Genomic DNA, 22,447 nt, shown 5'->3' on the forward strand with positions numbered 1-22,447 from the left:
CAGGGTGCGATCGGCGCAAAACCGTTTCCACTTTTGCTGATCGCACTCCAAGGGCAACGCCTGAGTGGAGGTCAGCCATGGGTACTCGCGCCGGAGGACGACGCACGGGACCGAAATGCATTGCCATAGTCGGTCCCTTTGCAAGCGGTAAGACGACACTTCTCGAAGCCATCCTCGCCCGTACGGGCGCCATCCCCCGTCAAAATCCCGTTTCATCGGGAAGCACCGTTTCCGATCATTCGCCCGAGGCGCGGGCGCACGCCATGAGCGTCGAGGCGACCTTTGCCACCACCGAATTCATGGGCGAGCAGATCACCTTCGTCGACTGTCCCGGATCGATCGAATTCTCCTTCGAGGCCGAGCCGGTGCTGGCAGCCTGCGATCTCGCGGTGGTCGTCGCCGAGGCCGACGAGAAGAAGATCCCAGCCTTGCAGCTCATCATGCGCAAGCTCGACGATCTCGGCGTGCCGCGCATCCTGTTCCTCAACAAGGTCGACAAGGCAATCGCCGGCGTACGCGATACGCTGAAGATGCTGCAGCCGACGAGCGCGGCGCCGCTGTTGCTGCGCCAGATTCCGCTGCGCAAGGACAATGTGGTGATCGGTTCCATCGACCTGGCGCTAGAGCGCGCCTACATCTACCGCGAATATGCTGAAAGCCAGGTTGCCGAAATTCCAACTGATGACAAGGCGCGCGAACTGGAGGCTCGCTTCTCCATGCTGGAGACGCTTGCCGACCATGACGACCAGTTGATGGAGCAGTTGCTGGAGGAGATCGAGCCGCCGAAAGACGCGGTCTTCGACGATCTGTCCGCCGACCTGCGCGCCGGCGCCATAACGCCGGTGCTGATCGGCACCGCCGAAAAAGGCAACGGCGTGCTGCGCCTTTTGAAGGCGATCCGCCATGACGCACCGGATGTCGAGGCGACGCGCAAACGGCTCGGCGTCCCCGACGGCAATCACACCGTGGTCCAGGTGATGAAGACCATCCACACCGCGCATGGCGGCAAGCTGTCCGTGTCGCGCGTACTCTCCGGCCAGATCGCCGATGCAGCCGAACTCTATTTGTCGAATGGCGAGACGGCGAAGGTCTCCGGCATCTACAAGATGCTCGGCAAGGACCAATCCAAGCTCACCGCTGCCAAGGCCGGCGACACGGTGGCGTTGGGCAAGCTGGACGAGGTCAAGACCGGCCAGACGTTGAGCTCCACGAAGGGCGGTATCAAGCCGCTGGTCACGCTGACGCCGCCGCAGCCGGTCTTTGCCTTTGCCCTGCGGCCGAAGGAGCGCAAGGACGAGGTCAAAATGTCGGCGGCCATCCAGCGCCTGGCCGAGGAAGATCCCTCGCTCACCTTGCGCCACAACCAGGACTCGGCCGAGACCGTGCTGTCCGGCCATGGCGAGATGCATCTGCGGGTCGTGCGCGAGCGGCTGGAAGGCAAGAATCAGATTCCGGTCGAAGGCCATGCGCCTGCCGTCCCCTATCGCGAGACGATCCGAAAGACGGTCCAGCAGCGCGGCCGCCACAAGAAGCAGTCCGGCGGCCATGGCCAGTTCGGCGATGTGGTGATCGAGATCAAGCCGCTGCCGCGCGGCTCCGGCTTTCAGTTCTCGGACACCATCACCGGCGGCGTCGTGCCCAAGACCTACATCCAGTCGGTCGAAACCGGCGTGCGCGATTATCTGAAATCCGGCCCGCTCGGCTTCCCTGTCGTCGATGTCGCCGTCAACCTCTCCGACGGCTCCTACCACGCCGTCGATTCCTCCGACATGGCTTTCCAGATGGCGGCCAAGCTGGCCATGAAGGAAGGCATGGCGGCCTGCTCGCCGGTGCTGCTCGAGCCGGTCATGAAGGTCGAGATCGTCACGCCGTCCGAAGCCACTTCGAAGATCATCGCGCTGATCCCGCAACGGCGGGGGCAGATCCTTGGCTACGACGCGCGGCCTGACTGGCCGGGATGGGATGTCGTGGAGGCGACCATGCCGCAGGCCGAGATCGGCGGCCTGATCATCGAACTGCGCTCGGCGACCTCCGGCGTCGCCAGCTATCGTTGCGCCTTCGATCACATGGCCGAGCTGACCGGACGGTTGGCCGACGAAGCGATGAACGCCAACGGCAAGGCTGCCTGACAGGCCAAAGGATGATCCGCACAAAAAACGGCGCCCGGATGATCCGGACGCCGCTCTTATTGCGGACCGTCTTCTTGGGAGGAAAACGGCAGGTCCGCCGCACGTACCCGCCGCGCCATACGGCACTGACAGACGAATAGGTTCGGACGCGGTAGCCGCCTGAGCCCGGATCTTCCGAGTGATGCCCCCATCTCCCGGTCGAACCACACCGCGTCCTATGATCTGCTTAAACGATGAATCGCGCCTGCGGCATGTTACCTGAGGTTACATGTCACTGTTACGCGGCGATTTTGCTCGATTTTTCGCTGGCTACGGCAGGCCCGGAAACAAAAAAGCCGGATCAATGAAGATCCGGCTGAGTTTGATTGGAAGTGCCTGTTAAGGCTAACCTCCAGAGGGGAACACTCGAGGGCGCTAATGGGAGGAGAACGCGCCCAGGAGATGATCTATATATGTGCTGTTCATGCCCAAGAAACAAGCATCTATTTTGCAACACACGCATGCAAAAAGGTACAGGCTGTGGTCTAACCCATGTCTAGGGGCCATAGGACCACGAAAAGTTGCCAAATGAATGGCGCGACCGTGCTGTTGCCTTCGCAGAACCGCAAGTCGGGCTGATTCTCGCGCTCGCGGGCAAAAAGCCGAATGACGTTGAATCGGGCAACAGGCGTTTATTTTTGCGGCAGCGGGATGGGAAGGGTCGGCCGGAAGAAGGGAGACCTGACATGCGGACACCCCAGGCGATCGCCGGCAGCGCGGTCTTCTTCATCGCCGCACCTTGTGTCGTCGCCGGGCTGGTGCCCTGGCTGCTCACGGACCGCTACCGTCTGCCGCTGTCGACGGTGCCCGGCTTCGTGCCGGCCGGCTCCATCCTGATTGTCGCGGCCATCGCCCTGCTCGTCCATTCCTTTGCCCGCTTCGCGCTCGAAGGCCTCGGCACGCCGGCGCCTGTCGCGCCCACCGAGAGACTGGTGATCGGCGGCGTGTACCGCCATGTCCGCAACCCGATGTATGTCACAGTACTGTCGATCATCCTGGGCCAGGCGTTGCTGTTTTCAAGCTGGAGCGTCGCTGCCTATGCCGCCATCGGCGCGATCGTCATGGGCTCTTTCGTCAGGTTCTATGAGGAGCCGACTCTCGCCCGCCGCTACGGTGGCGAATACGAGACCTACCGCCGCAATGTTCCCGGCTGGCTGCCACGGCTGACGCCTTGGCGGGGGTGACCAGCACCTCCCAAGGGCATGTTTAAAATGACCAGCTGCGCGCTTTGGCGATGATGAAGTCGCGGAAGACGTGCAGCTTGGCCTGGTTCTTCATTGCATCGGGATAGGCGAAATAGGTGTCGAAGGACGGCACCTCGGTCTCCGGCAAAAGCTGCACCAGATCCGATTCCTTGGAGATCACGTAGTCGGGCAGCATGGCGATGCCGGCGCCGCCCTGCACGGCGCGCTTGATCGACAAGATGTCGTTGATCTGCAGCGTCGGCACCCTTTGCCCACCGTCGAAATCGCCGATCGTTTCCAGCCAGTTCAGCTCCGACAGATGCGACGGCACCGGCACACCGAAAGTGACGATGCGATGGTTCTTCAGATCGGCGACCGAGGTCGGCTTGCCGTGCTTGCCGACATAGGACGGCGAGGCATAGAGGTGGAAATGCACAGTGAACAGGCGGCGCTGGATCAGGTCCGGCTGCTGCGGCTGGCGCAGACGGATCGCGCAATCCGCCTGGCGCATGGTGAGGTCGAGTTCCTCATTGGCGAGGATCAACTGCAGGCTGATTTCGGGATAGAGCTCGATGAACTCCTGCACCCGTTCGGTCAGCCAACCGGCGCCAAGCCCGACTGTCGTCGTCACCCTGAGCACGCCTGAGGGACGGTCCTTTGCCTCGGTCAGCTTCGACTTGATGGTCTCCAGCTTCATCAGCACGTCATGCGCCGTGCGGAACAGCATTTCGCCCTGCTCGGTCAGCACCAGGCCGCGGGCATGGCGATTGAACAGCGGCACCCCGACATCATGTTCGAGCGCGCTGACCTGGCGTGAAATCGCCGATTGCGACAGGTGCAAAGTCTCGGCGGCATGGGTAAACGACCCAGCCTCCGCCGCTGCGTGAAACACGCGAAGCTTGTCCCAGTCCAACGCCATTGAATTCCCCTCGTTCTGTTCTTGGCGTCTGAATGAAAAATCAGGCTTTTGAACGGCTTGCGACGCCGTCTTGATAGATTTTATTCCGCCGCTTCGCGGTGCACCTCGATGCCGGCCAGGTATTTTTCCGCCTCGAGCGCGGCCATGCAGCCGAGCCCGGCGGCGGTCACCGCCTGACGGTAGATGTCGTCGGTTACGTCACCGGCGGCGAACACGCCGGGCACATCGGTGCGGGTCGAATTCGGCGCCGTCCACAGATAGCCGTTCGGCTTCTGCTTCAGCTTGCCGACAAACAATTCCACCGCCGGCGCATGGCCGATCGCCACGAACACGCCGTCCACCTGGAGATGGGTGACCTCGCCGGTCACCGCATTTCTGAGCTTCAGCCCTTCGACCGAAGGCGGCAGCGGCGTCTTGCCGGGCCGGCCGGTGATCTCGTCGACGATCGTGTCCCAGATGACTCGGACATTGTCCTTTTTCAACAGCCGCTCACGCAGGATGCGCTCGGCGCGGAAATCGTTGCGCCGGTGGATGACGGTCACGCTCTTCGCCAGATTGGAGAGATAGAGCGCCTCCTCCACCGCCGAATTGCCGCCGCCGATGACAGCGACATCCTTGCCGCGATAGAAAAAACCATCGCAGGTGGCGCAGGCCGACACGCCGAAGCCCATGAAGGTCTGTTCGGTGGGGATGCCCAGCCATTTCGCCTGTGCGCCGGTGGCAATGATCAGCGCGTCGGCCGTGTAGGTGGTGCCGGAATCGCCCGTGGCGCGGAACGGCCGCACATTGAGGTCAACCTCGGTGATGATGTCGTTGATGATATCGGTGCCGACATGCTCGGCCTGCTTCAGCATCTGCTCCATCAGCCACGGGCCCTGGATCGGATCGGCGAAGCCTGGATAGTTTTCGACATCGGTGGTGATCATCAGCTGCCCGCCCTGCTGCAAGCCTGCTACGAGCATCGGCTTGAGCATGGCGCGCGCGGCGTAGACTGCGGCGGTATAGCCGGCCGGGCCGGAACCGATGATAAGGACAGACGCGTGCTTGGTGGTCATCTAAAGCCTCTGCGGGGCAGACAATCGAGTGTGCCTTGGAAAACGACGTGAAATGTTGCTGGTAATGTAAGGGTTGCCAACCACACCAGCAAGACGATCAGGCCGTCGTCCCCGGAAAGCTTCGGCCTACAGGCTTATTCGCGCAATGGCCGCTTTCGTTACGGTTGCGAAATCGCCCGACCAAAGGGCTGGCATCGACACAAAAGTCGTTTAAGGACGAGAGCGCGAAAGATTCTTGCGCTAAGCCGAGACCGCCATGCCCCTGAAAGCCGACCTCGATGCCATCGACTGGAAGATTCTGCGCGAGCTTCAGGCCGACGGGCGCATGACCAATGTCGAACTGTCGAGCCGTGTCGGCATTTCCGCCCCGCCCTGCCTGCGCCGTGTCCGGCGGCTGGAGGAAACCGGCATCATCAGAGGCTATCGCGCCTTGCTCAACGCGCCGGCGCTCGGCATGGATGTCGTCGCCTTCTGCCTGATCGGCCTGCATCACCAAGCCGACGCGGAGCTCAAAGCTTTCGCCGAGCGCACTCGCGGCTGGCCGATCGTGCGCGACGCCTGGATGGTCTCGGGCGAATCCGACTTCCTGCTGCATTGCGTGGCGAGTGATCTCGGCACCTTCCAGACCTTCGTCATCGAAGAACTGGCTTCGGCGCCGAATGTCGACACGGTGCGCACCGCGCTGACCATCCGCCGCGTCAAGGACGAAGGGCTGGTGGCGTTCAGCGCCTGATAAGCGAGATTAACTTCGAAAAAGCATGTGCGACGCCGACCAAGACATACCCCAACAGACACACTGCTACCTCTCCGACAACTGGCAAAAGAATGAAGCCGTCCCCAGGGCCGGGGCTCTCACCAGGGGACATCTCCGGCAAAGCTAAAAAGGCTAGCAAAATAGGTGAGCAAGCAAGCCAGACGAATGTGATGACATGCGGCAACCATTTGAGACGGAAAATGTTTTTTGACGCGAGAACGCCGCGCCGATCACAATCATGTTGACGACGAATATGAGCCAGAAAGCGAATTCTGGCGCCGAAATCGTAGGGTATTCCGGGTCAGATTGCGTGAACATGAGCGGCCAAGGTTGAATATGCCATCCGGTTTCAGCTACGGAATCGGGAGTACTTTGACCCACCCTGCCAAGGGCAGGATCTGCTACCTGCGCTCCACCGTGAGAACAACAGGCAATCCCCAGGGCACATCTAGCGGTGCTTGAAGCAGTGAGACGTCGCCATCCGCGACCTGGGCTTCCCACTTGGCATAGTGTTTCAACCGGTAGTTCCCGGAGCGGACGCTGAGGCAGGCAACAGGCCCGCCATCGAGGTTTAGCGCCGTCTTGAGATCGAGGTCGGTCTGCAACAGGAAGTTTGCTAGCCGGTCCAGCGAGAAGAAAGCGTCCTTGGTCGAACCGACGATGATCCAGCCCTGACGATCTTCCGCGATAAAGGTGCGGTTGGCCAACCAGTTGCTCTTGGCGCGTACATTGTTGCGGCCGTCCTCACCGACAAGCAATGGATAGGAAACCATAGCGTTTTCGGCATTCTCCGTGACTGCGCGCCAGTCACGTGAATTGAGATCGACCACATGCGTGCCGGAGGCATTCACGAACCAGGCGCCGGCCTTCGCATCGTATTCATCCGGCCCGAGCCTCGCACCCATGCTGACAAAGGGCGTGTCGGCTTCGCCCTTCAGTCCGAAATAACTGCCATTGACGATCAGAACGGTGCCGCCTGTGCCTTGTGGATTGAGTGCCGCTTCCCACTGGTCGATGTCCTTGGCACCACTGGGCTCGTTACGGGCAACGAAACGGAATTTGGCTGGATCGAAACGGTTGAGATAGAGCCGGTCAATTTCACGGTCGCCCGCCATGACAGGGATTTCTCTGACCTGGAATCCAGGCTCGGTTTCATTCCATGAGCTGGCTCCAGCGGTCACATCAGGAATTTCCGATTTCAACGCAAGCTGCATGGCAGGCGAGAGACGCGCATCGTCGGGTGCAACGGCGATCCAGTAGCTTCCGCCGCGGCGAAGAAGTGCATTGAGCCCATACACGCCGTGTTTTTGCCAGACATACCCCACGGCTGAAAGCACAGCCAATATCAACAAGACAACGGCAACAGAGATTGCTTTCTTCAATGAATTCCCCTCGTTCTTCGATGGAATGACATCTGCAAATTTCTTGCTTGAATGATGTCTGATCTCTGCAGTTTTTCCGCAAAAGAGCGTGGTGCTTTCCTGGGGAATAGCGTCAAAGCAAAGAAATGGATCGGCTCGCCGTTTCTGCGAAACGGTGAAACGCTCAAGCTAACCCATTGAGATTGCGTCGCAACAGATCCGGAAAGCTAAATCAGTCTCGATCCGAGCGACTCGACAGCTCTCAAAAGCCGTTCCAGATCATCGGGGTTGCGCAGCGGCAGAACCTCGAAGCCCGGCTCATTACTTCCCTCGCCATCCACCAGCCAGCCGCGCGGCAGGCCGGCACGTTGTCCGGCCTGCATATCCGCGGCCTTGTCGCCGACTATCAGCGAGCGCTTGAGATCGAGGCCGAGACGCTGCCGGGCCTGTAGCAGCATGCCCGGATTGGGCTTGCGCATTGGATGGTCGGCGACCGCCAGTGGCCCGCTGCCCGCCTCGTGGTAGGCGCAGGCCAGAACCATGTCGACGAAGGCATCGCCGGCGGCAAGCAGCTTGAGAACCCGGCCGTTGACCGCGGCAAATTCCTTCCAGCCGAAATAGCCGCGCGCGATGCCGGACTGGTTGGTGACGATGACCACCGGGATGTTGCCCCGGTTGGCCGCCGCGATGACCGGCACGATGCCGTCGCGCAGCGCCATTTTGGCTGGATCGTCGGGATAGCCGGTGTCGACATTGATGGTGCCGTCGCGGTCGAGGAACAGCGCCGGCGCGTTGGCTGGAAACACCCGCGAACCCACCCGCTCAACCCACAGGCCGGGCTCAGCCAGCGGGTATGGACCGTAGGCCCCGGTGTCAGCCATTCGACAGACGGTCTTCCACCACCTCGCAGAGATAGTGGTAGAGGCAGAGATGTCCCTGCTGGATGATCGGCGTCGAGGTCGAGGGCACGTTGAGCAGTATGTCGGTGAGCGGCTTGAGTTTGCCACCGCTGTCGCCGGTGAGGCTGACCACCGTCATGCCCATCATCCGAGCCTGTTCGGCGGCAGCCAGAATGCTCGGCGAATTGCCGCTGGTCGAGATGGCAAGCAGCACGCCGCCGGGCGCGCCATGCGCCTCGACCTGGCGCGAAAACACGGTGTCGAAGCCATAGTCATTGCCCCAGGCGGTCAGCATGCCCGCGTTGGCCGGCAGCGCAATCACATTGTAGGCCTTGCGCTCCTTAAGGAAGCGGCCGACCAGTTCGGTGGCAATGTGGATGGCGTCGCTGGCCGAGCCGCCATTGCCGCAGACCAGCAGCGCCTTGCCCGAGGAAAGCGCGGCGACGACCGCACTCACAGCACGTTCCATCTCGGCGGTCAGGTCACGCTCGACTGTCGCGGTGATCGCGGCCGCCGAGCGGACCAGATAGTCATTCAGTCCGGACATGAAATCCCTCAGTTGGTACCGCCGCCGGCGCGCAATTTGCCGATCGTGCCGGTGGTGCTCTTGCCGGCGACAAGGTCGACCAGGACGACGCGCCCGCCCGCCTTCTGCACCACATCGGCGCCGACAACGGTTTCGACCGTGTAGTCGGCGCCCTTGACCAGAATGTCGGGCAGAAGCGCCTCGATCAGCGCCAGCGGCGTATCCTCTTCGAACACCACGACCGCATCGACCGAGGCCAGGGCGGCGAGCACGCAGGCACGATCATGCTGATCGTTGACCGGGCGCCCTGCGCCTTTCAGCCGACGCACCGAGGCATCGCTGTTGAGGCCGAGCACCAGCCGGTCGCACTGGCTGCGCGCCGCGTGGAGAAGACTGACATGGCCGGCATGCAATATATCGAAGCAGCCATTGGTGAAGCCGACGCTCAGGCCCTCGTCCTTCCACGCCGCCACCATGCGCGCGGCCGATGCGGCATCGAGGATGGCGTCCTTATGGGCGGTGGGGCCGTGCGAGCGGAACAGCGCGCCGGTGAGTTCCTCCACGGTCAGCCGCGCGGTGCCGCGTTTGCCCACCACCACACCGCCGGCGGCATTGGCGATGGAGGCGGCCATGACGCGATCGGCGCCCGCGGCCAGAGCCAGCGCGAAGCTCGCGATTACCGTATCGCCGGCGCCCGAAACGTCGAACACTTCGCGCGCCTGGGTGGCGATGTGGCGCGCCTCATCCGCGCCGACGACGCTCATGCCCTTTTCGCTGCGGGTGGCGACGACGAAGTCGAAGCCATGTGCCGAAATCAGCTGGCGTGCCGCCGCGACGATCTCGTCGTCGGCGAAAACCGGGCGACCGACAGCTTCGCCAAGCTCCTTGCGGTTGGGCGTGATGGCGGTCGCGCCGGCATAGCGCGCATAGTCGCGGCCCTTGGGATCGACCAGCACCGGTTTTCCCGCCTCGCGGCAGATGGCGATCAGGTCGGCGGCGACGCCGTCGAGCAAGATGCCCTTGCCATAGTCGGACAGAATGACGATGTCGGCGCGCGTGAGTGCGGCGCGAAAATGCCGGACCAGGTCCGCCCGTTCCTTGTCGTCGAGCGGCTTGATCTCTTCCTCATCGAAGCGCAGCACCTGCTGATTGAGCGCGCTGAAGCGGCTCTTCGACGACGTCATGCGACCGCGCTCCTGCGCCAAGCCCACGGTGTCGGCGCCGAACTCGCCAAGCATCCGCACCAGATTGTCGCCGGCCACATCGGTGCCGATCACCGATATGGGAATAGCGCTGGCACCCAGCGAGACGATGTTGGCGACAACGTTGCCTGCGCCGCCCATCGTCGAGGTCTCGCCGCGCCCGTGCAGCACCGGGATCGGCGCTTCCGGCGAGATGCGCTCGATGACGCCGTTGACGAAACGGTCGAGGATGAAGTCGCCGACCACCAGCACGGCAACGTCGCCAAAGCGGGCAATGGCGCGGTGCAAAGGTTCGGGCGAAGGCGGATTGTGCTTGATCATGTCACTGGCAATGCGAGGGAAAGGCCGATCTCAATCACCCTGAAAATTGTCAATTTACGGGCCGGATCGTTCATGGCGAAGCCGATATACCGCAAATCCGCGCAGCGCAACGCCAGGGCGGCCGTCAGCTCTTCTGCAGCGCGACGTGGACGCCCAGTCCGACCAGCACCGCCCCGCCCGCCCGCTGCATGATGCGCTGCGCACGGCTGGAGCGCTTCAGCCGGGCGATCACCATGCCTGCCAGCAACACGCAGACGATATCTGCCGAAGAGAACATTAAATTGACGATGGTGCCCAGCACGACGAATTGCAGCCACACCGGGAACCCCGCCGAGGCATCGATGAACTGTGGCAGGAACGCCATGAAGAAGATCGCCGTCTTCGGATTGAGCACTTCGACGGTGATGCTCTCGAAAAATGCGCGGCGCGCCGATTTGCGCTCGATCGCCGGCAGCGCCCTGTCACCGTCCCCGCGCTTGCGGAACAAGGACACGCCAAGCCAGATCAGATAGAGCGCGCCGATGAGCTTGACCGCCATGTAGAGCGGCGGCACCGCATGGAAGAGCACCGACAGCCCGGCGGCAGCCGCAAAGACATGGAAATAACCGCCAAGATGGATGCCAAGTGCCGCCGTCAGCCCCGACCAGCGCCCGCGCGCCATGGTCTGCGCGGCGGCATAGAGCATGGCCGGTCCTGGAATATAGGCAAAGATCGCCGTGGTGGCGAAAAACGCAATGAGCAGTTCGGTCGACGGCATTTTTTGTCCCCTAGCTTGCGGGCCTCGATAAAGCGGGCGCTTCGCGGTCTCACTATGTCGTCGTGGTGCTTCATCGACAGCCCGGCTGCCCTCCCTTATAAGGACCGGAATCGCAAGCAACCAGAGGCCTTCATGATCATCGTCACGGGCGGGGCCGGCATGATCGGCTCCAACATCGTCGCCGCACTCAATGCCGAAGGCCATGATGACATCCTCGTCGTCGACGACCTCACCGACGGCCACAAGATCGCCAACCTGGCCGATTTGCAGATAGCCGACTATCTCGACAAGGACGAATTCTTGGCCACCTTGGAAGCCGGCGACCTAGGCCGCGTCGAGGCCGTCTTCCACCAGGGCGCCTGCTCGACCACCACGGAATGGAACGGCAAGTTCATGATGGACGTGAACTACGCCTTCTCAAAGCGCTTGCTGCATGGCTGTCTTTCGCTGCGCATACCGTTCCTCTATGCCTCCTCGGCTTCCGTCTACGGCGGCGGTTCGGAGTTTCGCGAGGACTCCGCACTTGAGCGGCCGCTCAACGTCTACGCCTATTCGAAGAAACTATTCGACGACTATGTCAGGCGCACTGTGTTCGACACCGATCATTCGCAGGTCGCCGGCCTGCGCTACTTCAACGTCTATGGCCCGCGCGAGGCGCACAAGGGCGCCATGGCCTCGGTCGCCTTCCATCTGTTCAACCAGGTCGGGCGCGGCGAAAACCCAAAGCTGTTCGGCGCCCATGACGGCTTCGGGCCTGGCGAACAGAGCCGCGACTTCATTCATGTCGGCGATGTCGCCGACGTCAATCTGTGGCTGTGGAAGCGCGGCTCGAGCGGCATCTTCAACTGCGGCACCGGCCGCGCCCAGCCGTTCCGCGCCATTGCCGAGACCGTGATCGATACGCTGGGCAAGGGCGAGATCGAGTTCATTGAATTCCCCGATCACCTCAAGGGCAGCTACCAGAGTTTTACCCAGGCTGATATGTCCCGTTTGCGTGCAGCCGGCTATAATGGGCAATTCCGCAGCGTGGAAACCGGCGTCAGAGACTATGTCGAATGGCTGAAAGCCCAACGATCCTCGTGATCGGCCCACGCTGGGTGGGCGATATGGTCATGGCTCAGTGCCTGTTCTCGGCGTTGAAGGAGCTCCATCCCAACGCCGCCATCGACGTGCTTGCCCCGGCCTGGGCGGCCCCGCTGGTCAAGCGCATGCCCGAGATTCGCCAGCAGATCGATTTCCCGCTGCAACCCGGCGCGCTCGAATTCATCATTCGCCGCCGCTTCGGCCGCCTGCTGCGCGGCCGCTACGATATGGCCTACGTCCTGCCGGGCAGTTGGAAATCGGCGCTGATCCCGTTCTTTGCCCGCATTCCGCGCCGTTTCGGCAATCTCCGGGAAATGCGCTACGGCCTGCTGACCGACATCGTGCCGCTGCCCGATGCCGTCAAACGGCTCACCGCGCAGGCCTATTTCGGTCTTGCCCAGGGTGGCCATTTCCGGGCGCCGCACCTGACCGTCGATGGCGGCAATCAGAAAGAGTTGCTCGCCCGCTTCGACCTGCAGCCGGGAAAATTCGTCGCCATGATGCCCGGCGCCGAATTCGGTCCGGCCAAACGCTGGCCTAGCGAAAGCTATGCCGGCCTCGCCGGAGAGATGATGGCGAAAGGATTCGAGGTCGCGTTGTTCGGCTCGAAGAACGATCGCGACGTCACTGCCGAGATCGCAGCACTCGCGCCCGGTGTCGTCGATCTGGCAGGAAAGACGCGACTGGAGGACGCCATCGACCTGATCGCCGCGGCCAGGCTGGCGGTGTCCAACGACAGCGGGCTGATGCATGTCGCGGCCGCCGTCGGCACGCCGGTCGTTGCCGTCTACGGTTCGACCTCGCCGGAAAACACGCCGCCGTTGGCTGAACAGCGCGAACTGATCTGGTTGCATCTGTCCTGTTCGCCCTGCCACCGGAAGATCTGCCCGCTCGGCCACCTCAACTGCCTGAAGACGCTGGACGTTGCCCGAGTGGCAGCGGCGGCGGACAGGTTGCTGGAACTCCCGGCCGCCGCATGAAGGTGTTGATCGTCAAGACCTCCTCGATGGGCGACGTCATCCACACCTTCCCCGCCGTCGAAGATGCACGCCGCAAGCGCCCCGATATCGCCTTCGACTGGTGCGTCGAAGAGGCCTTTGCCGGCATCGTCGCGCTGCATCCGGCGATAGCAAAGATCCATACCGTCGCCATCCGGCGCTGGCGCAAGCATCTGTTCAACGCCGGCACATGGCGGGAGGCGACAAGCTTGCGCCGCGCTCTGCAAGCAGGCGAGTACGACCTCGTCATCGATGCGCAGGGGCTGCTGAAATCGGCCCTGGTGGCGAAACAGGCAGCGGCACCAATCGCAGGTTTCGACCGCGCAAGCGCGCGGGAGCCCTCGGCAACGTTGTTTTACCAGCGCAAATACGCCGTGCCGCGCAACCTGCACGCCATCGAACGCACGCGCCGGCTGTTCGGGCTGGCGCTGGGCTACGAGCCCGATCTTTCGGCGCTCGCATCCGGGATTGTGCCGCCTCCCGGCGGCCTGGCCGGCATTGACGGCAAGACGGCCTTCCTGCTGCACGGCACCAGCCGCGAGGACAAGAAATGGCCCGCCGAAGACTGGATCGAAACGGCTCGCCTGCTGGTTGGTAGCGGAATGACGCCGGTCACCACCTGGTCGAACGAGCGTGAGAAGGCGGTGGCCAATGCGATCGCAAAAGCCGTGCCGTCAACGATCGTGGTGCCGAGATCGCCGCTGGCAGACATTGCCGCGATCCTTGGCCGCTCGACGCTGGTTATCGGCGCCGACACCGGTCTGACCCACCTCGCCAGCGCCTTTGGCCTGCCGACGGTCGCGGTGTTCCTTGCGACCGAGCCGGGTTTGACCGGCCCGCGCGGGCAGTATGCCTCAACGCTGCTGGCCGCATCGGGGGAGCACCTAACGCCGGCGAAGGTGGTGGCGGAAGCTGAGAAGCAGCTGGCGCTCAAATCACGAGCACCAGCCTAGAGCCTTTCAGAAGGATCTGAGGTGCTAGATAAATTGCACCTGGACGATCTCATAACCCCTGGCGCCGCCGGGGGCGTTGACCTCGATGGCGTCGCCGACTTCCTTGCCGATCAGCGCGCGCGCGATCGGCGAGGAGATCGAAATACGGCCCGATTTCACATCCGCTTCCTGGTCGCCGACAATCTGGTAGGTCTTCTTTTCCTCGGTGTCCTCGTCGACCAGCACCACCGTGGCGCCGAACTTGACCTTGTCGCCGCTAAGCTTGGTGACGTCGATCACCTCGGCCCGAGCAATATAGTCTTCCAGTTCGTTGACACGGCCCTCATTGAGGCTCTGCGCCTCTTTGGCGGCATGATATTCGGCATTTTCGGACAGGTCGCCATGCGAGCGCGCTTCGGAGATCGCCTCGATGATACGCGGCCGCTCTTGCTGCTGGCGCCAGCGCAGCTCTTCCTTCAATGACGCGAACCCCTCGCCTGTCATCGGGACCTTGTTCATGATGCCTGACCTTTCCTGCCGCCACCCCCGCATTTCGGGGAAAGCCTTGTCGATGGGTATAAAAAGAAAACGGGTCCGGCAGCCTCGGGCTAACGGAACCGTTTCACCGCAATTTTCCCCAATATAGCGATCCTCGCGCGTTTTTCACGCTGAAAAAGCAGGCTTTTTGAAAAATCATGAGCCGACTTGCGCAATTGCCGTCACGGCATGTGCAGCGTGTTGCAGTTGCGACAACAAAAACCGGCTGCGATTGCTCGCAGCCGGCCCAGAGAAGCCGTTGGGGTGGGGTCAGCTTCTCATGAAATGGTAGATCTGTTCGGCCAGCATGCCGTATTCGCGCGAATCTTTGCCCGTCCGCTTCTCGATCTCGGCCAGCTGCGCCTGGGCGCCGACCAGATCGCCGATCTGCAGATGGGCCTCGCCGAGATATTCGCGCACCAGCGTGTAATCCGGGTTGATGCGGAGCGCTTCCTCGTAATAGCCGAGGCCGACGGTGACACGGCCGGAATGGCGATGCGAATAGCCGAGATAGTTGAGGATGCGTGGATCCTGCTTGTTGGCGGCAAGGCTGAGCACGGCGATCGCCTCGTCATAACGCCCGGCCATGGCCAGGTCGTGACCAGCATCATAGATGTTGTCGTCGTCCAGCATGCCGTACTTCGGCGCGACGCATTTCTGCTTTTTCTTGTCCCAGACCTGCCCCTTCTTGCACTGGGTGGTGGTCTCGGTACCACCGCCACCGCCGCCGGCCGCAAACACCGGAACCGCAAAGAACTGCAGCGCCACAAGCGCCGCAGCCGCCTGGATCAACACTCTTTTATGCATCGAAGCCTCCTTGAGGGATAATGACGATCTTGAGGGAAAATGACGATAATGAAAAGCTAACGCCGGGATGCAGACTTTTCATCCCGGAAACCCGCAGCCGCCGAAACTATTTGTGCGGCCGTGCCTAACCTGAATTCGGTCAAAGGCGGGAGCCAGGGATCAGAACATGACGTGACGCGCGCTGCAAATCCGCTATCATTCGGGAAATGATCAGCGGGGGTGCCCGAGAGTGCAACAGCGCCGTGAGCGGGAATGGGAGCTATCGATCGGCCCGGACACCGTGCGCCTGTTCATTCTCAAGGCAAAGGGACTGAGTGCTGCCGTCAACGAAGACTATGCCGACGGTGCCGAGCATGAGGTCGAGCTCGATGGTGAATCACATGCCAATCACCACCATGACGGTCTGGCGGAGGAAAGCGCGGAAGACCTCACCGAGGAAGAGCTGCGCGAGCTGATCAACGACCTCAACGTCGACGAAGCGGCCGAGTTGATCGCGCTGGCCTGGGTCGGCCGCGGCGACTATGACGCAGCGGAATGGTCCGATGCGGTTGCCGCCGCGCGCGACCGCGCCAACAAGCGCACGGCGAAATACCTGCTCGGCATGCCGCTTTTGGCCGACTGGCTGGAAGAAGGGCTGGAAGCGATTGGCGCGTAACGACGTCGTTACCGTTCGTGATGGGCCGCAGGCAACCTCCAGGCGTTCGCGCCGTTGAGGACGATGGGGTCGCTTGTACTTTCCCGAACATCCAGGGTTGCACTGGTCATGGTCGTCACGGCTCTGCTGCTGACGCCCCTGCTGACGCAAGCCGACGCCAAACAGCGCAAAAAGCATTACACGCCGCTGTCACAGCGGTTGGAGCAGCTGTTTTCACCGCAGGTCGACTCGCATCCTAAGCCGCGCAGCAAGCACCGCCAGAAGCCCAGTCCAAAGCGGCACATCACGCCAAAGCAGGTGGAACAAAAGACCCCGGATAAAAAGCCCTCGCCCGCCGATGTTCCGGTGCAGCCCTCGCGCGTTGTCCCGCTGCCCGAGGCGCGTCCTTCAGAGGCGCCGAAGACCGGCGCGGCACCGATCGAAAAGCAAAAGGCCGAAGGTCCGAACCCCCTTGGCGCGCCCAACCGGTCCAATGACGATCGATTCAACGAAGAAAAATCCGGTTTTAAAAAGCAGGCGCGGCCCGGACCGTCAGCCCCGAAGCCATCGACCGATAGGCAAAGCGAGCCCGAGCCGCCGGCCGCGGCGCCGATTCCGACACAAAAGCCAGACACTTCGGAACCTGAAGCTCAGCCGCCGGCCGTTGCTCCGCAACCACCTGAAAAACCCGATGCCGGCGACAAGAAGATGCTGCCCGATGCGCGCTCGGCCGATGTGCCCGATGCAAAAATGCCGGCGGCGGAAGTCGCCTGTCGCGAGCGGCTGACGGCCCTTGGTGTCGAATTCGAGGAGCATAAGGCGGAAAGCAATCCCGACATCGGCTGCTCGATCCCCTATCCCCTGGTGCTGAAGTCGCTCGGAAAATCCATCGCCATCGGCCCCGCGACCGAACTCAACTGCCCAATGGCCGAGGCTGCAGCCCGCTTTGCCGCCGAAATCATACAGCCGGCGGCGAAAGCCGAGTTCGGAGCCGACCTGAAATCGATCAACCAGGCATCGGCCTTTGTCTGCCGGCCGCGCAACGGCACGCGCCATCTGTCGGAACATGCCTTCGGCAACGCGCTCGATATTGCCAGCTTCACGTTGTCAGATGGCAGAAAGGTCGAAGTCGGTCCAACGCCGCCCGAGAAGGACGGCAAATTCCTCAATGCGGTGCGCAAGGCCGCCTGCGGACCGTTCAAGACCGTGCTTGGACCGGGCGCGGACCCGGACCATTCCCTGCATTTCCATCTCGATCTCGAACCGCGCCGGAATGGTGGCACTTTCTGCCAGTGATGGCCCTTCAGTGATCGTCATGCCGGTGATGGTCTGGCTGCCGCATTTCGGCCGCAGGCATGAACGGGAACGCTGAGTTTTCCTTTACCCTTGATCGTTAAAATCCCACCGATCAAGGACAGGATTCCGCCCATGGCCGCAATATTTCGCGCCGCGAAGGCAAAAAGCGCAGCGATACTGGCCGCCGGTCTTGCGCTGGCCGCCGTTTCGGCTTGCAACACTGGCAGCGTGCTGTCGCTGCAGCCGGCCGTCGATGTCGGCTCGCAGACCGCGGCCGTGCCGCAATATGAAGGCATGCAGAAGCTCGTCCCGTCCAATCCCTATATGACTGCCGCCTATCCGCACATGGACGAGCCGATGTCGGAGTCGGAGCCGCAGCAGATGCCGGCCAGCGAAACCGATTGCCGTGGCGAGCTGAAGCGGCTTCGCGTCGTCTACACCGATGTCCAGCCGATCCACGAGGGACAGTGCGGCATAGACTGGCCGGTCAAGGTCTCCGCCATCGGCGGCATCCAGATGAAGCCCGCCGCAACATTGACCTGCGACATGGCCGCAAGTTTCGCCGCCTGGACCAGCAACGAACTGGTTCCCTCCGCCCGCTGGCGCTATTTCTCGGGCGTCAAGACCATCCACCAGGGCTCAAGCTATTCCTGCCGCAACATCGCCGGCGAAGGTGTCCTGTCCGAGCACGGCAAGGGCAACGCCCTCGACGTCATGAGCATCGAGCTCAACAACGGCGACGACATCGACGTGCGCAAGCCCGGCCTGTTTGCCTTCCGCACCCGCGGCTTCCTCAACAATGTGCGCGCCGACGGCTGCCAGTATTTCACCACCGTGCTCGGTCCCGGCTACAATTACGATCACCGCAACCATTTCCATTTCGACATCAAGAACCGCAAAAGCGGCTACCGCGCCTGCCGCTAAGGCGTTTCACCGTTCAGAAATCAGTCGGATTGGCGTTCCCTATGGAAGCGATGATTTGCTGGGCCACCAGATCCTGGATGCGCCAAAGGTTCCTGTCGCGGATACCGCTCTCTTCCAACTTGCTGACGGTTCGGAACAGGTATTGAGCCGACGAGCCCCAATGCCCGGCAGCCCGCGCCAGCGTGTCGGCAACCTGCTCCAATGGCAGCCGGCCCGCATAGGCCCTGCCGTCTGGCGCGGCGACGAAAGCCAAGGCCCGCAACGGCCCATCCTTGGTCTTGACCTTGATCCAGCATGGCACGTTAGTCGGCGGATTGGCATCGATCTCGCGGCGCATCAACTGGCCAAGTTGCCCGACATGGTCTTCCGCGGGCAGCCGATAGACGATGCCGTTGCAGCTGCCGCCTCGATCGAGCGCCAGCATCAGCGCCGGCAAATCACGGGTTCCGCGCCAACGGGTCAGCGTCAGGCAGAACGAGCGGTGCCATCCTGGCGCCGTGGCCGGGCGCTGCTCGACATGGGCAAATTCGGGGTTCCAGATCAGCGACCCGTAGGCAAAGACCCATAGCGCTTCAGGCCGATGCTCCGACAGAAGTTGCTCGACAAGACTATCGAACTCCGCGTCTGTATGCTCGGTTGTTCCGGGCTCGGGACCCGGATCCGGTTCGACACGCTCGACCCTTGCGACAAGGTCCGCGGTCAATGCCATCGAGCTGCGACCCACCGGCTTCTTATCCATTCCTGCTCACCCCCCGCAAAAACGATGGCCGACGATAGAACGGCTGCTCGCCGCTGGCCATTGATTTCCAGGGTCCGTCAGGCACAGATACCGCACGGATCGAGCCGCTTTCATGAGCCGACGAAGCCTGCAACGACGCGCATTGACCTGGCTCGCCGCTCTTCTGGCGGTCTGGCTGGCCCTCGCCTATGTCGCTGCGCCGGAATTCTGGACGGTTCGCGACCGCGGCTTTCGCACGCAGACTTTCGAGATGGTGACACACACGCCGCAAGGCATTCCCGGCGACCCGATCAATATCGGCCTTGTCGGTACCGAAAAAGAGATGGTCCATGCCTTCGCCATGACCGGATGGGATACGGCCGATGGCGTGACGCTAAAGACCGCGATCGAAATCGGTGAGAGCGTGCTGTTCGACCATCCCTATCCTGACGCCCCGGTCAGCCGGCTGCTGTTCGAAGGCCGCGCCCAGGATCTCGCCTTCGAAAAGCCGGTCGGCGGCAGCGCCGACCGGCGCCATCATGTCCGCTTCTGGCGCAGCGATGCGACCGGCGACGACGGCCGAACGCTCTGGATGGGCTCGGCCAGCTTCGACCGCGGCGTTGGTCTCAGCCACGATACCGGCGCCATCACCCACCATATCGCCCCTGACATCGACGCCGAGCGCGATCTCGTGATCCACGACCTGTCGGCGGCCGGCATGGTGACCTCGGCGAGCGACATCCCGGGCATCGGCGCCACCAGGACCGGACGCAACGGCGGCGGCGATCCCTATTTCACCGACGGCAAGACTCTTGTCGGGGTGCTCAGGCAATTCCCCTGAACCACCGTCATTTCCCAAAAATCATCGCGGACTATTTTCCTGCGGCCCGCCGCAATGCTATTGAGCCCTGATGCTATACGTCGAAATCACCACCGTGGTCGTCCTCATCTGTGTGAACGGCCTTCTGTCGATGTCCGAGCTCGCCATCGTGTCGTCGCGCCCGGCGCGGCTCAAGGCGATGATCGACCGCGGCGTCAATGGCGCCGGGCGTGCGCTGACGCTCGGCTCCAATCCCGGCAAATTCCTGTCGTCGGTGCAGATCGGCATCACTCTGGTCGGCGTGCTGTCGGGCGCCTTCTCCGGCGCCACGCTGGGCGACAGGCTTTCGGTGTACCTGGCCACGACCGGCATGCGCGAAAACATCGCCGACCCGCTCGGCGTCGGCATTGTCGTTGCGATCATTACCTATTTCTCGCTGATCGTCGGCGAGCTGGTGCCCAAGCAGATCGCGCTGCGCGATCCCGAGCGTGTTGCGGCCCGCGCGGCGCCTGCGATGACCATCCTAGCCACCGTCTCGGCGCCGCTGGTGTTCCTGCTCGACATTTCCGGCCGCGCCATATTGTGGCTGCTTGGCCAGCGCGGCGAGAGCGAGGAGAAAGTCACCGACGAAGAGATCAAGATGCTGGTCGCCGAGGCCGAGCACCACGGCACCATCGAATCCGACGAGCGGCGCATGATCGCCGGCGTCATGCGGCTCGGCGATCGCGCCGTGCGCGCCGTGATGACGCCGCGCACCGAGGTCGACTGGATCAATTTGCAGTCCGATGAGGGTGCCATCCGCAAGCTCTTGATGGAGACCCAGCATTCGCGCCTGCCGGCCGGCGATGGCGGCGTCGACGTCATGGTTGGCGTTGTTCAGACGCGCGACGTGCTGGCCGCCCTGCTCGCCGGCCGCGCACTCGATCCGCGCAAGCATGTGCGCGCCGCCCCCATCGTCTACGATCAGGCCGACGCGCTGGATGTGCTGCAGAAGCTGAAGGAATCCGACGTGCCGATGGCGCTGGTGCATGACGAATACGGCCATTTCGAAGGGATCGTCACACCTGCCGACATTCTCGAGGCCATCACCGGCGTCTTCCGCGCCGACCTTGATGCCGGCGACGAGGAAAACGCCGTCAAGCGCGAGGACGGCTCATGGCTGCTCGCGGGATACATGCAAGCCGACGAGATGGCTGACGTTCTCGGTATCGACCTGCCGGAAAATCGCGATTACGAGACCGTCGCCGGTTATGTGCTGTCGCACATGCACCATCTGCCGGCGACCGGCGAATGCGTCGACGCGCAAGGCTGGCGTTTCGAGGTCGTCGACCTCGACGGCCGCCGCATCGACAAGCTGATCGCCACCCGGCTGCCCAGCGGCCATCGCGAAGTGGTGCGTTGACGCTCTGCCGTCAAAGCGAATAGCGCGCTCAGACCGCGGCTTCGATCGGTTCGGCAAGCTTCGGATTGGAGCGCGAGGCGATCAGGCAACTGGCCACGATCAGGGCCGCTCCAGCCAGCGTGGTCCAGGTCGCCGCCTCGTCGAAGAACAGCCAGCCAAACACGATCGCCCAGATGAAGGCAGAATACTCCGTCGGGATCAGATATTGCGCTTCGGCCCGCGCGTAGGACCAGCTCATCAGGAACTGGCCGGAGAGCGACAGCGCCGTCACCCCGGCCAGCGGAAGCCAGAGATTGCCCGGCAGGGCAACCGCGAGCCAGGGAGCGGCGGGGAGAAGGACGGCGGCAACGCACAGGTTCTGGAACAGCATGATCTCGACTGGCTTGGCCACCAGCGCCTGCCGCCGCGAGAGGATCAGATTGTAGGCGTAGAACACCGTCGATGCGAGCACCGCCACCGTGCCAAGCAGGGCATCCCCGGTATAATTCCCTTGCCCGAACTGTCCGGCCATGATGATGACGACGCCGGCGATGCCCGCCAGCGACGCCCAGATCGCCTGGCGCTGTATGCGTTCGCCCAAAAGCAGCGCCGCCAGCAGGAGAGCGAACAGCGGCGCGACGAAACTAAGCCCGATCCCATCCGCCAGCGGCAATCTGGCAAGGCCCCAGAAGAACGACAGCAGAACGATGCCCACGATCACGGCGCGCAGCGCGTGTAGCCGCAGCACGGAAGGCGTGGGAAGGGAACGCGGCCCCGCCGCCCAGGCCGTGCCCGCGACCACGCTCGCAAGCATGCTTCGCCACAGCACCGTGTTGTAGACACCGACGGCGATGACCAGGATTTTCATCGCCGCATCCATGGCGGACAGAAGGAAGATCGCAAGTGCACAGACCAGCACCGGGGTCATGGGGGAAACGACGCCTGACAGGCTGGGTGACTTCACGGGGCATGCTCATGTGATGGATCGCAGCCGGATATATCAGGGGAGGACGGCCAGGCCAGATGGCAGGGCCGTGCATATGGCGGTCCAACCGATCTTCGCAGCCCCTCGATTTGAATTCGGTGCGTCGGCAGCGCCTTTCGCTATCGGCCCCAGCCTGCCCTCACCCATGATTGATCCGCTGGACGAATGGCAAAAGCAGCCAAAGCC

22 protein-coding genes are annotated in these 22,447 nt (G+C 62.7%); 11 read left to right on the top strand and 11 right to left on the bottom strand.

Annotation, left to right across the window (positions count from 1 at the left end):
* The first annotated feature begins 77 nt into the window (after nucleotides 1-77).
* Together NKJ64_RS02685 and NKJ64_RS02690 are read left to right on the top strand one after the other, a co-directional pair.
* Entirely contained in the window at nucleotides 78-2,129 is a 2,052-nt protein-coding gene (locus NKJ64_RS02685) for an elongation factor G (protein ID WP_023805975.1), read from the top strand.
* Nucleotides 2,130-2,854: 725 nt separating this feature from the next.
* Complete coding sequence (locus NKJ64_RS02690; RefSeq protein WP_352461926.1) at nucleotides 2,855-3,352, top strand: methyltransferase family protein; 498 nt, start codon at nucleotides 2,855-2,857, stop codon at nucleotides 3,350-3,352.
* Between the two features lie 22 nt (nucleotides 3,353-3,374).
* Here the strand turns inward: NKJ64_RS02690 and NKJ64_RS02695 are convergent, their stop codons facing one another.
* Both NKJ64_RS02695 and trxB read right to left on the bottom strand, forming a co-directional pair.
* The gene (locus tag NKJ64_RS02695) at nucleotides 3,375-4,271 is read right to left on the bottom strand and encodes a LysR family transcriptional regulator (RefSeq protein WP_023671970.1); all 897 of its coding nucleotides are present in this window, start codon (nucleotides 4,269-4,271) and stop codon (nucleotides 3,375-3,377) included.
* 80 nt (nucleotides 4,272-4,351) lie between these two features.
* The gene (trxB, locus tag NKJ64_RS02700) at nucleotides 4,352-5,326 is read right to left on the bottom strand and encodes a thioredoxin-disulfide reductase (RefSeq protein WP_352461927.1); all 975 of its coding nucleotides are present in this window, start codon (nucleotides 5,324-5,326) and stop codon (nucleotides 4,352-4,354) included.
* Nucleotides 5,327-5,582: 256 nt separating this feature from the next.
* Between trxB and NKJ64_RS02705 the strand changes: the two genes are divergently transcribed.
* Nucleotides 5,583-6,059, top strand: a complete 477-nt coding sequence (locus tag NKJ64_RS02705) for an Lrp/AsnC family transcriptional regulator (RefSeq protein ID WP_023689719.1) — start codon at nucleotides 5,583-5,585, stop codon at nucleotides 6,057-6,059.
* A 422-nt stretch (nucleotides 6,060-6,481) separates the two neighbouring features.
* Here NKJ64_RS02705 and NKJ64_RS02710 read toward each other — a convergent pair whose 3' ends face one another.
* The 5 genes from NKJ64_RS02710 to NKJ64_RS02730 form a co-directional block, all read right to left on the bottom strand.
* On the bottom strand, nucleotides 6,482-7,462 hold the full coding sequence (locus NKJ64_RS02710; protein ID WP_245260033.1) for a phosphodiester glycosidase family protein: 981 nt from the start codon (nucleotides 7,460-7,462) through the stop codon (nucleotides 6,482-6,484).
* 206 nt (nucleotides 7,463-7,668) lie between these two features.
* Nucleotides 7,669-8,322: a D-glycero-alpha-D-manno-heptose-1,7-bisphosphate 7-phosphatase gene (locus NKJ64_RS02715; RefSeq protein WP_023671974.1), complete on the bottom strand. Its 654-nt coding sequence runs from the start codon at nucleotides 8,320-8,322 to the stop codon at nucleotides 7,669-7,671.
* Nucleotides 8,315-8,887 carry a D-sedoheptulose-7-phosphate isomerase gene (locus NKJ64_RS02720; protein ID WP_023671975.1) on the bottom strand — a complete coding sequence of 191 codons (573 nt, stop codon included), beginning with the start codon at nucleotides 8,885-8,887 and terminating at the stop codon, nucleotides 8,315-8,317. Before NKJ64_RS02720 ends, NKJ64_RS02715 begins: the two co-directional genes overlap by 8 nt.
* An 8-nt stretch (nucleotides 8,888-8,895) precedes the next feature.
* Nucleotides 8,896-10,389, bottom strand: a complete 1,494-nt coding sequence (rfaE1, locus tag NKJ64_RS02725; protein ID WP_352461928.1) for a D-glycero-beta-D-manno-heptose-7-phosphate kinase — start codon at nucleotides 10,387-10,389, stop codon at nucleotides 8,896-8,898.
* Nucleotides 10,390-10,513: 124 nt separating this feature from the next.
* Entirely contained in the window at nucleotides 10,514-11,146 is a 633-nt protein-coding gene (locus NKJ64_RS02730; protein WP_023689716.1) for a LysE family translocator, read from the bottom strand.
* 132 nt (nucleotides 11,147-11,278) lie between these two features.
* On the opposite strand from NKJ64_RS02730, the gene rfaD reads away from it, so the two are divergent.
* Genes rfaD through waaC form a run of 3 tightly spaced genes read left to right on the top strand, consistent with a single transcriptional unit; the run spans nucleotide 11,279 to nucleotide 14,180 of the window.
* Complete coding sequence (rfaD, locus tag NKJ64_RS02735) at nucleotides 11,279-12,229, top strand: ADP-glyceromanno-heptose 6-epimerase (protein ID WP_352461929.1); 951 nt, start codon at nucleotides 11,279-11,281, stop codon at nucleotides 12,227-12,229.
* Nucleotides 12,202-13,209 carry a lipopolysaccharide heptosyltransferase II gene (gene waaF / locus NKJ64_RS02740; protein ID WP_023821652.1) on the top strand — a complete coding sequence of 336 codons (1,008 nt, stop codon included), beginning with the start codon at nucleotides 12,202-12,204 and terminating at the stop codon, nucleotides 13,207-13,209. Before rfaD ends, waaF begins: the two co-directional genes overlap by 28 nt.
* Complete coding sequence (gene waaC, locus NKJ64_RS02745) at nucleotides 13,206-14,180, top strand: lipopolysaccharide heptosyltransferase I (protein ID WP_352461932.1); 975 nt, start codon at nucleotides 13,206-13,208, stop codon at nucleotides 14,178-14,180. Before waaF ends, waaC begins: the two co-directional genes overlap by 4 nt.
* 24 nt (nucleotides 14,181-14,204) lie before the next feature.
* Here the strand turns inward: waaC and greA are convergent, their stop codons facing one another.
* Complete coding sequence (greA, locus tag NKJ64_RS02750; RefSeq protein ID WP_023683753.1) at nucleotides 14,205-14,678, bottom strand: transcription elongation factor GreA; 474 nt, start codon at nucleotides 14,676-14,678, stop codon at nucleotides 14,205-14,207.
* Nucleotides 14,679-14,966: 288 nt separating this feature from the next.
* Complete coding sequence (locus NKJ64_RS02755) at nucleotides 14,967-15,503, bottom strand: tetratricopeptide repeat protein (RefSeq protein ID WP_023705872.1); 537 nt, start codon at nucleotides 15,501-15,503, stop codon at nucleotides 14,967-14,969.
* Nucleotides 15,504-15,732: 229 nt separating this feature from the next.
* On the opposite strand from NKJ64_RS02755, the gene NKJ64_RS02760 reads away from it, so the two are divergent.
* The 3 genes from NKJ64_RS02760 (at nucleotide 15,733) to NKJ64_RS02770 (ending at nucleotide 18,357) form a co-directional block, all read left to right on the top strand.
* On the top strand, nucleotides 15,733-16,158 hold the full coding sequence (locus NKJ64_RS02760) for a DUF3775 domain-containing protein (RefSeq protein WP_023683751.1): 426 nt from the start codon (nucleotides 15,733-15,735) through the stop codon (nucleotides 16,156-16,158).
* 198 nt (nucleotides 16,159-16,356) lie between these two features.
* Nucleotides 16,357-17,433 (top strand): extensin-like domain-containing protein, encoded by a 1,077-nt coding sequence (locus NKJ64_RS02765; RefSeq protein ID WP_352462034.1) that lies wholly within the window; start codon nucleotides 16,357-16,359, stop codon nucleotides 17,431-17,433.
* 132 nt (nucleotides 17,434-17,565) lie between these two features.
* Complete coding sequence (locus NKJ64_RS02770; protein WP_023695766.1) at nucleotides 17,566-18,357, top strand: extensin-like domain-containing protein; 792 nt, start codon at nucleotides 17,566-17,568, stop codon at nucleotides 18,355-18,357.
* A 13-nt stretch (nucleotides 18,358-18,370) separates the two neighbouring features.
* Here the strand turns inward: NKJ64_RS02770 and NKJ64_RS02775 are convergent, their stop codons facing one another.
* Nucleotides 18,371-19,096 (bottom strand): gamma-glutamylcyclotransferase, encoded by a 726-nt coding sequence (locus NKJ64_RS02775; protein WP_023728211.1) that lies wholly within the window; start codon nucleotides 19,094-19,096, stop codon nucleotides 18,371-18,373.
* A 112-nt stretch (nucleotides 19,097-19,208) separates the two neighbouring features.
* Here NKJ64_RS02775 and NKJ64_RS02780 point away from each other — a divergent pair, with 112 nt between their 5' ends.
* Nucleotides 19,209-19,916, top strand: a complete 708-nt coding sequence (locus tag NKJ64_RS02780; protein ID WP_352443337.1) for an LssY C-terminal domain-containing protein — start codon at nucleotides 19,209-19,211, stop codon at nucleotides 19,914-19,916.
* A gap of 70 nt (nucleotides 19,917-19,986) precedes the next feature.
* Nucleotides 19,987-21,297: a hemolysin family protein gene (locus NKJ64_RS02785; protein WP_352461934.1), complete on the top strand. Its 1,311-nt coding sequence runs from the start codon at nucleotides 19,987-19,989 to the stop codon at nucleotides 21,295-21,297.
* Between the two features lie 28 nt (nucleotides 21,298-21,325).
* On the opposite strand, the gene NKJ64_RS02790 is transcribed toward NKJ64_RS02785, so the two are convergent.
* Nucleotides 21,326-22,204 carry a DMT family transporter gene (locus tag NKJ64_RS02790; protein WP_023701605.1) on the bottom strand — a complete coding sequence of 293 codons (879 nt, stop codon included), beginning with the start codon at nucleotides 22,202-22,204 and terminating at the stop codon, nucleotides 21,326-21,328.
* Nucleotides 22,205-22,447 lie beyond the last annotated feature (243 nt).

This window comes from Mesorhizobium sp. M0062, assembly GCF_040323125.1.
Taxonomy (GTDB): Bacteria; Pseudomonadota; Alphaproteobacteria; order Rhizobiales; family Rhizobiaceae; genus Mesorhizobium.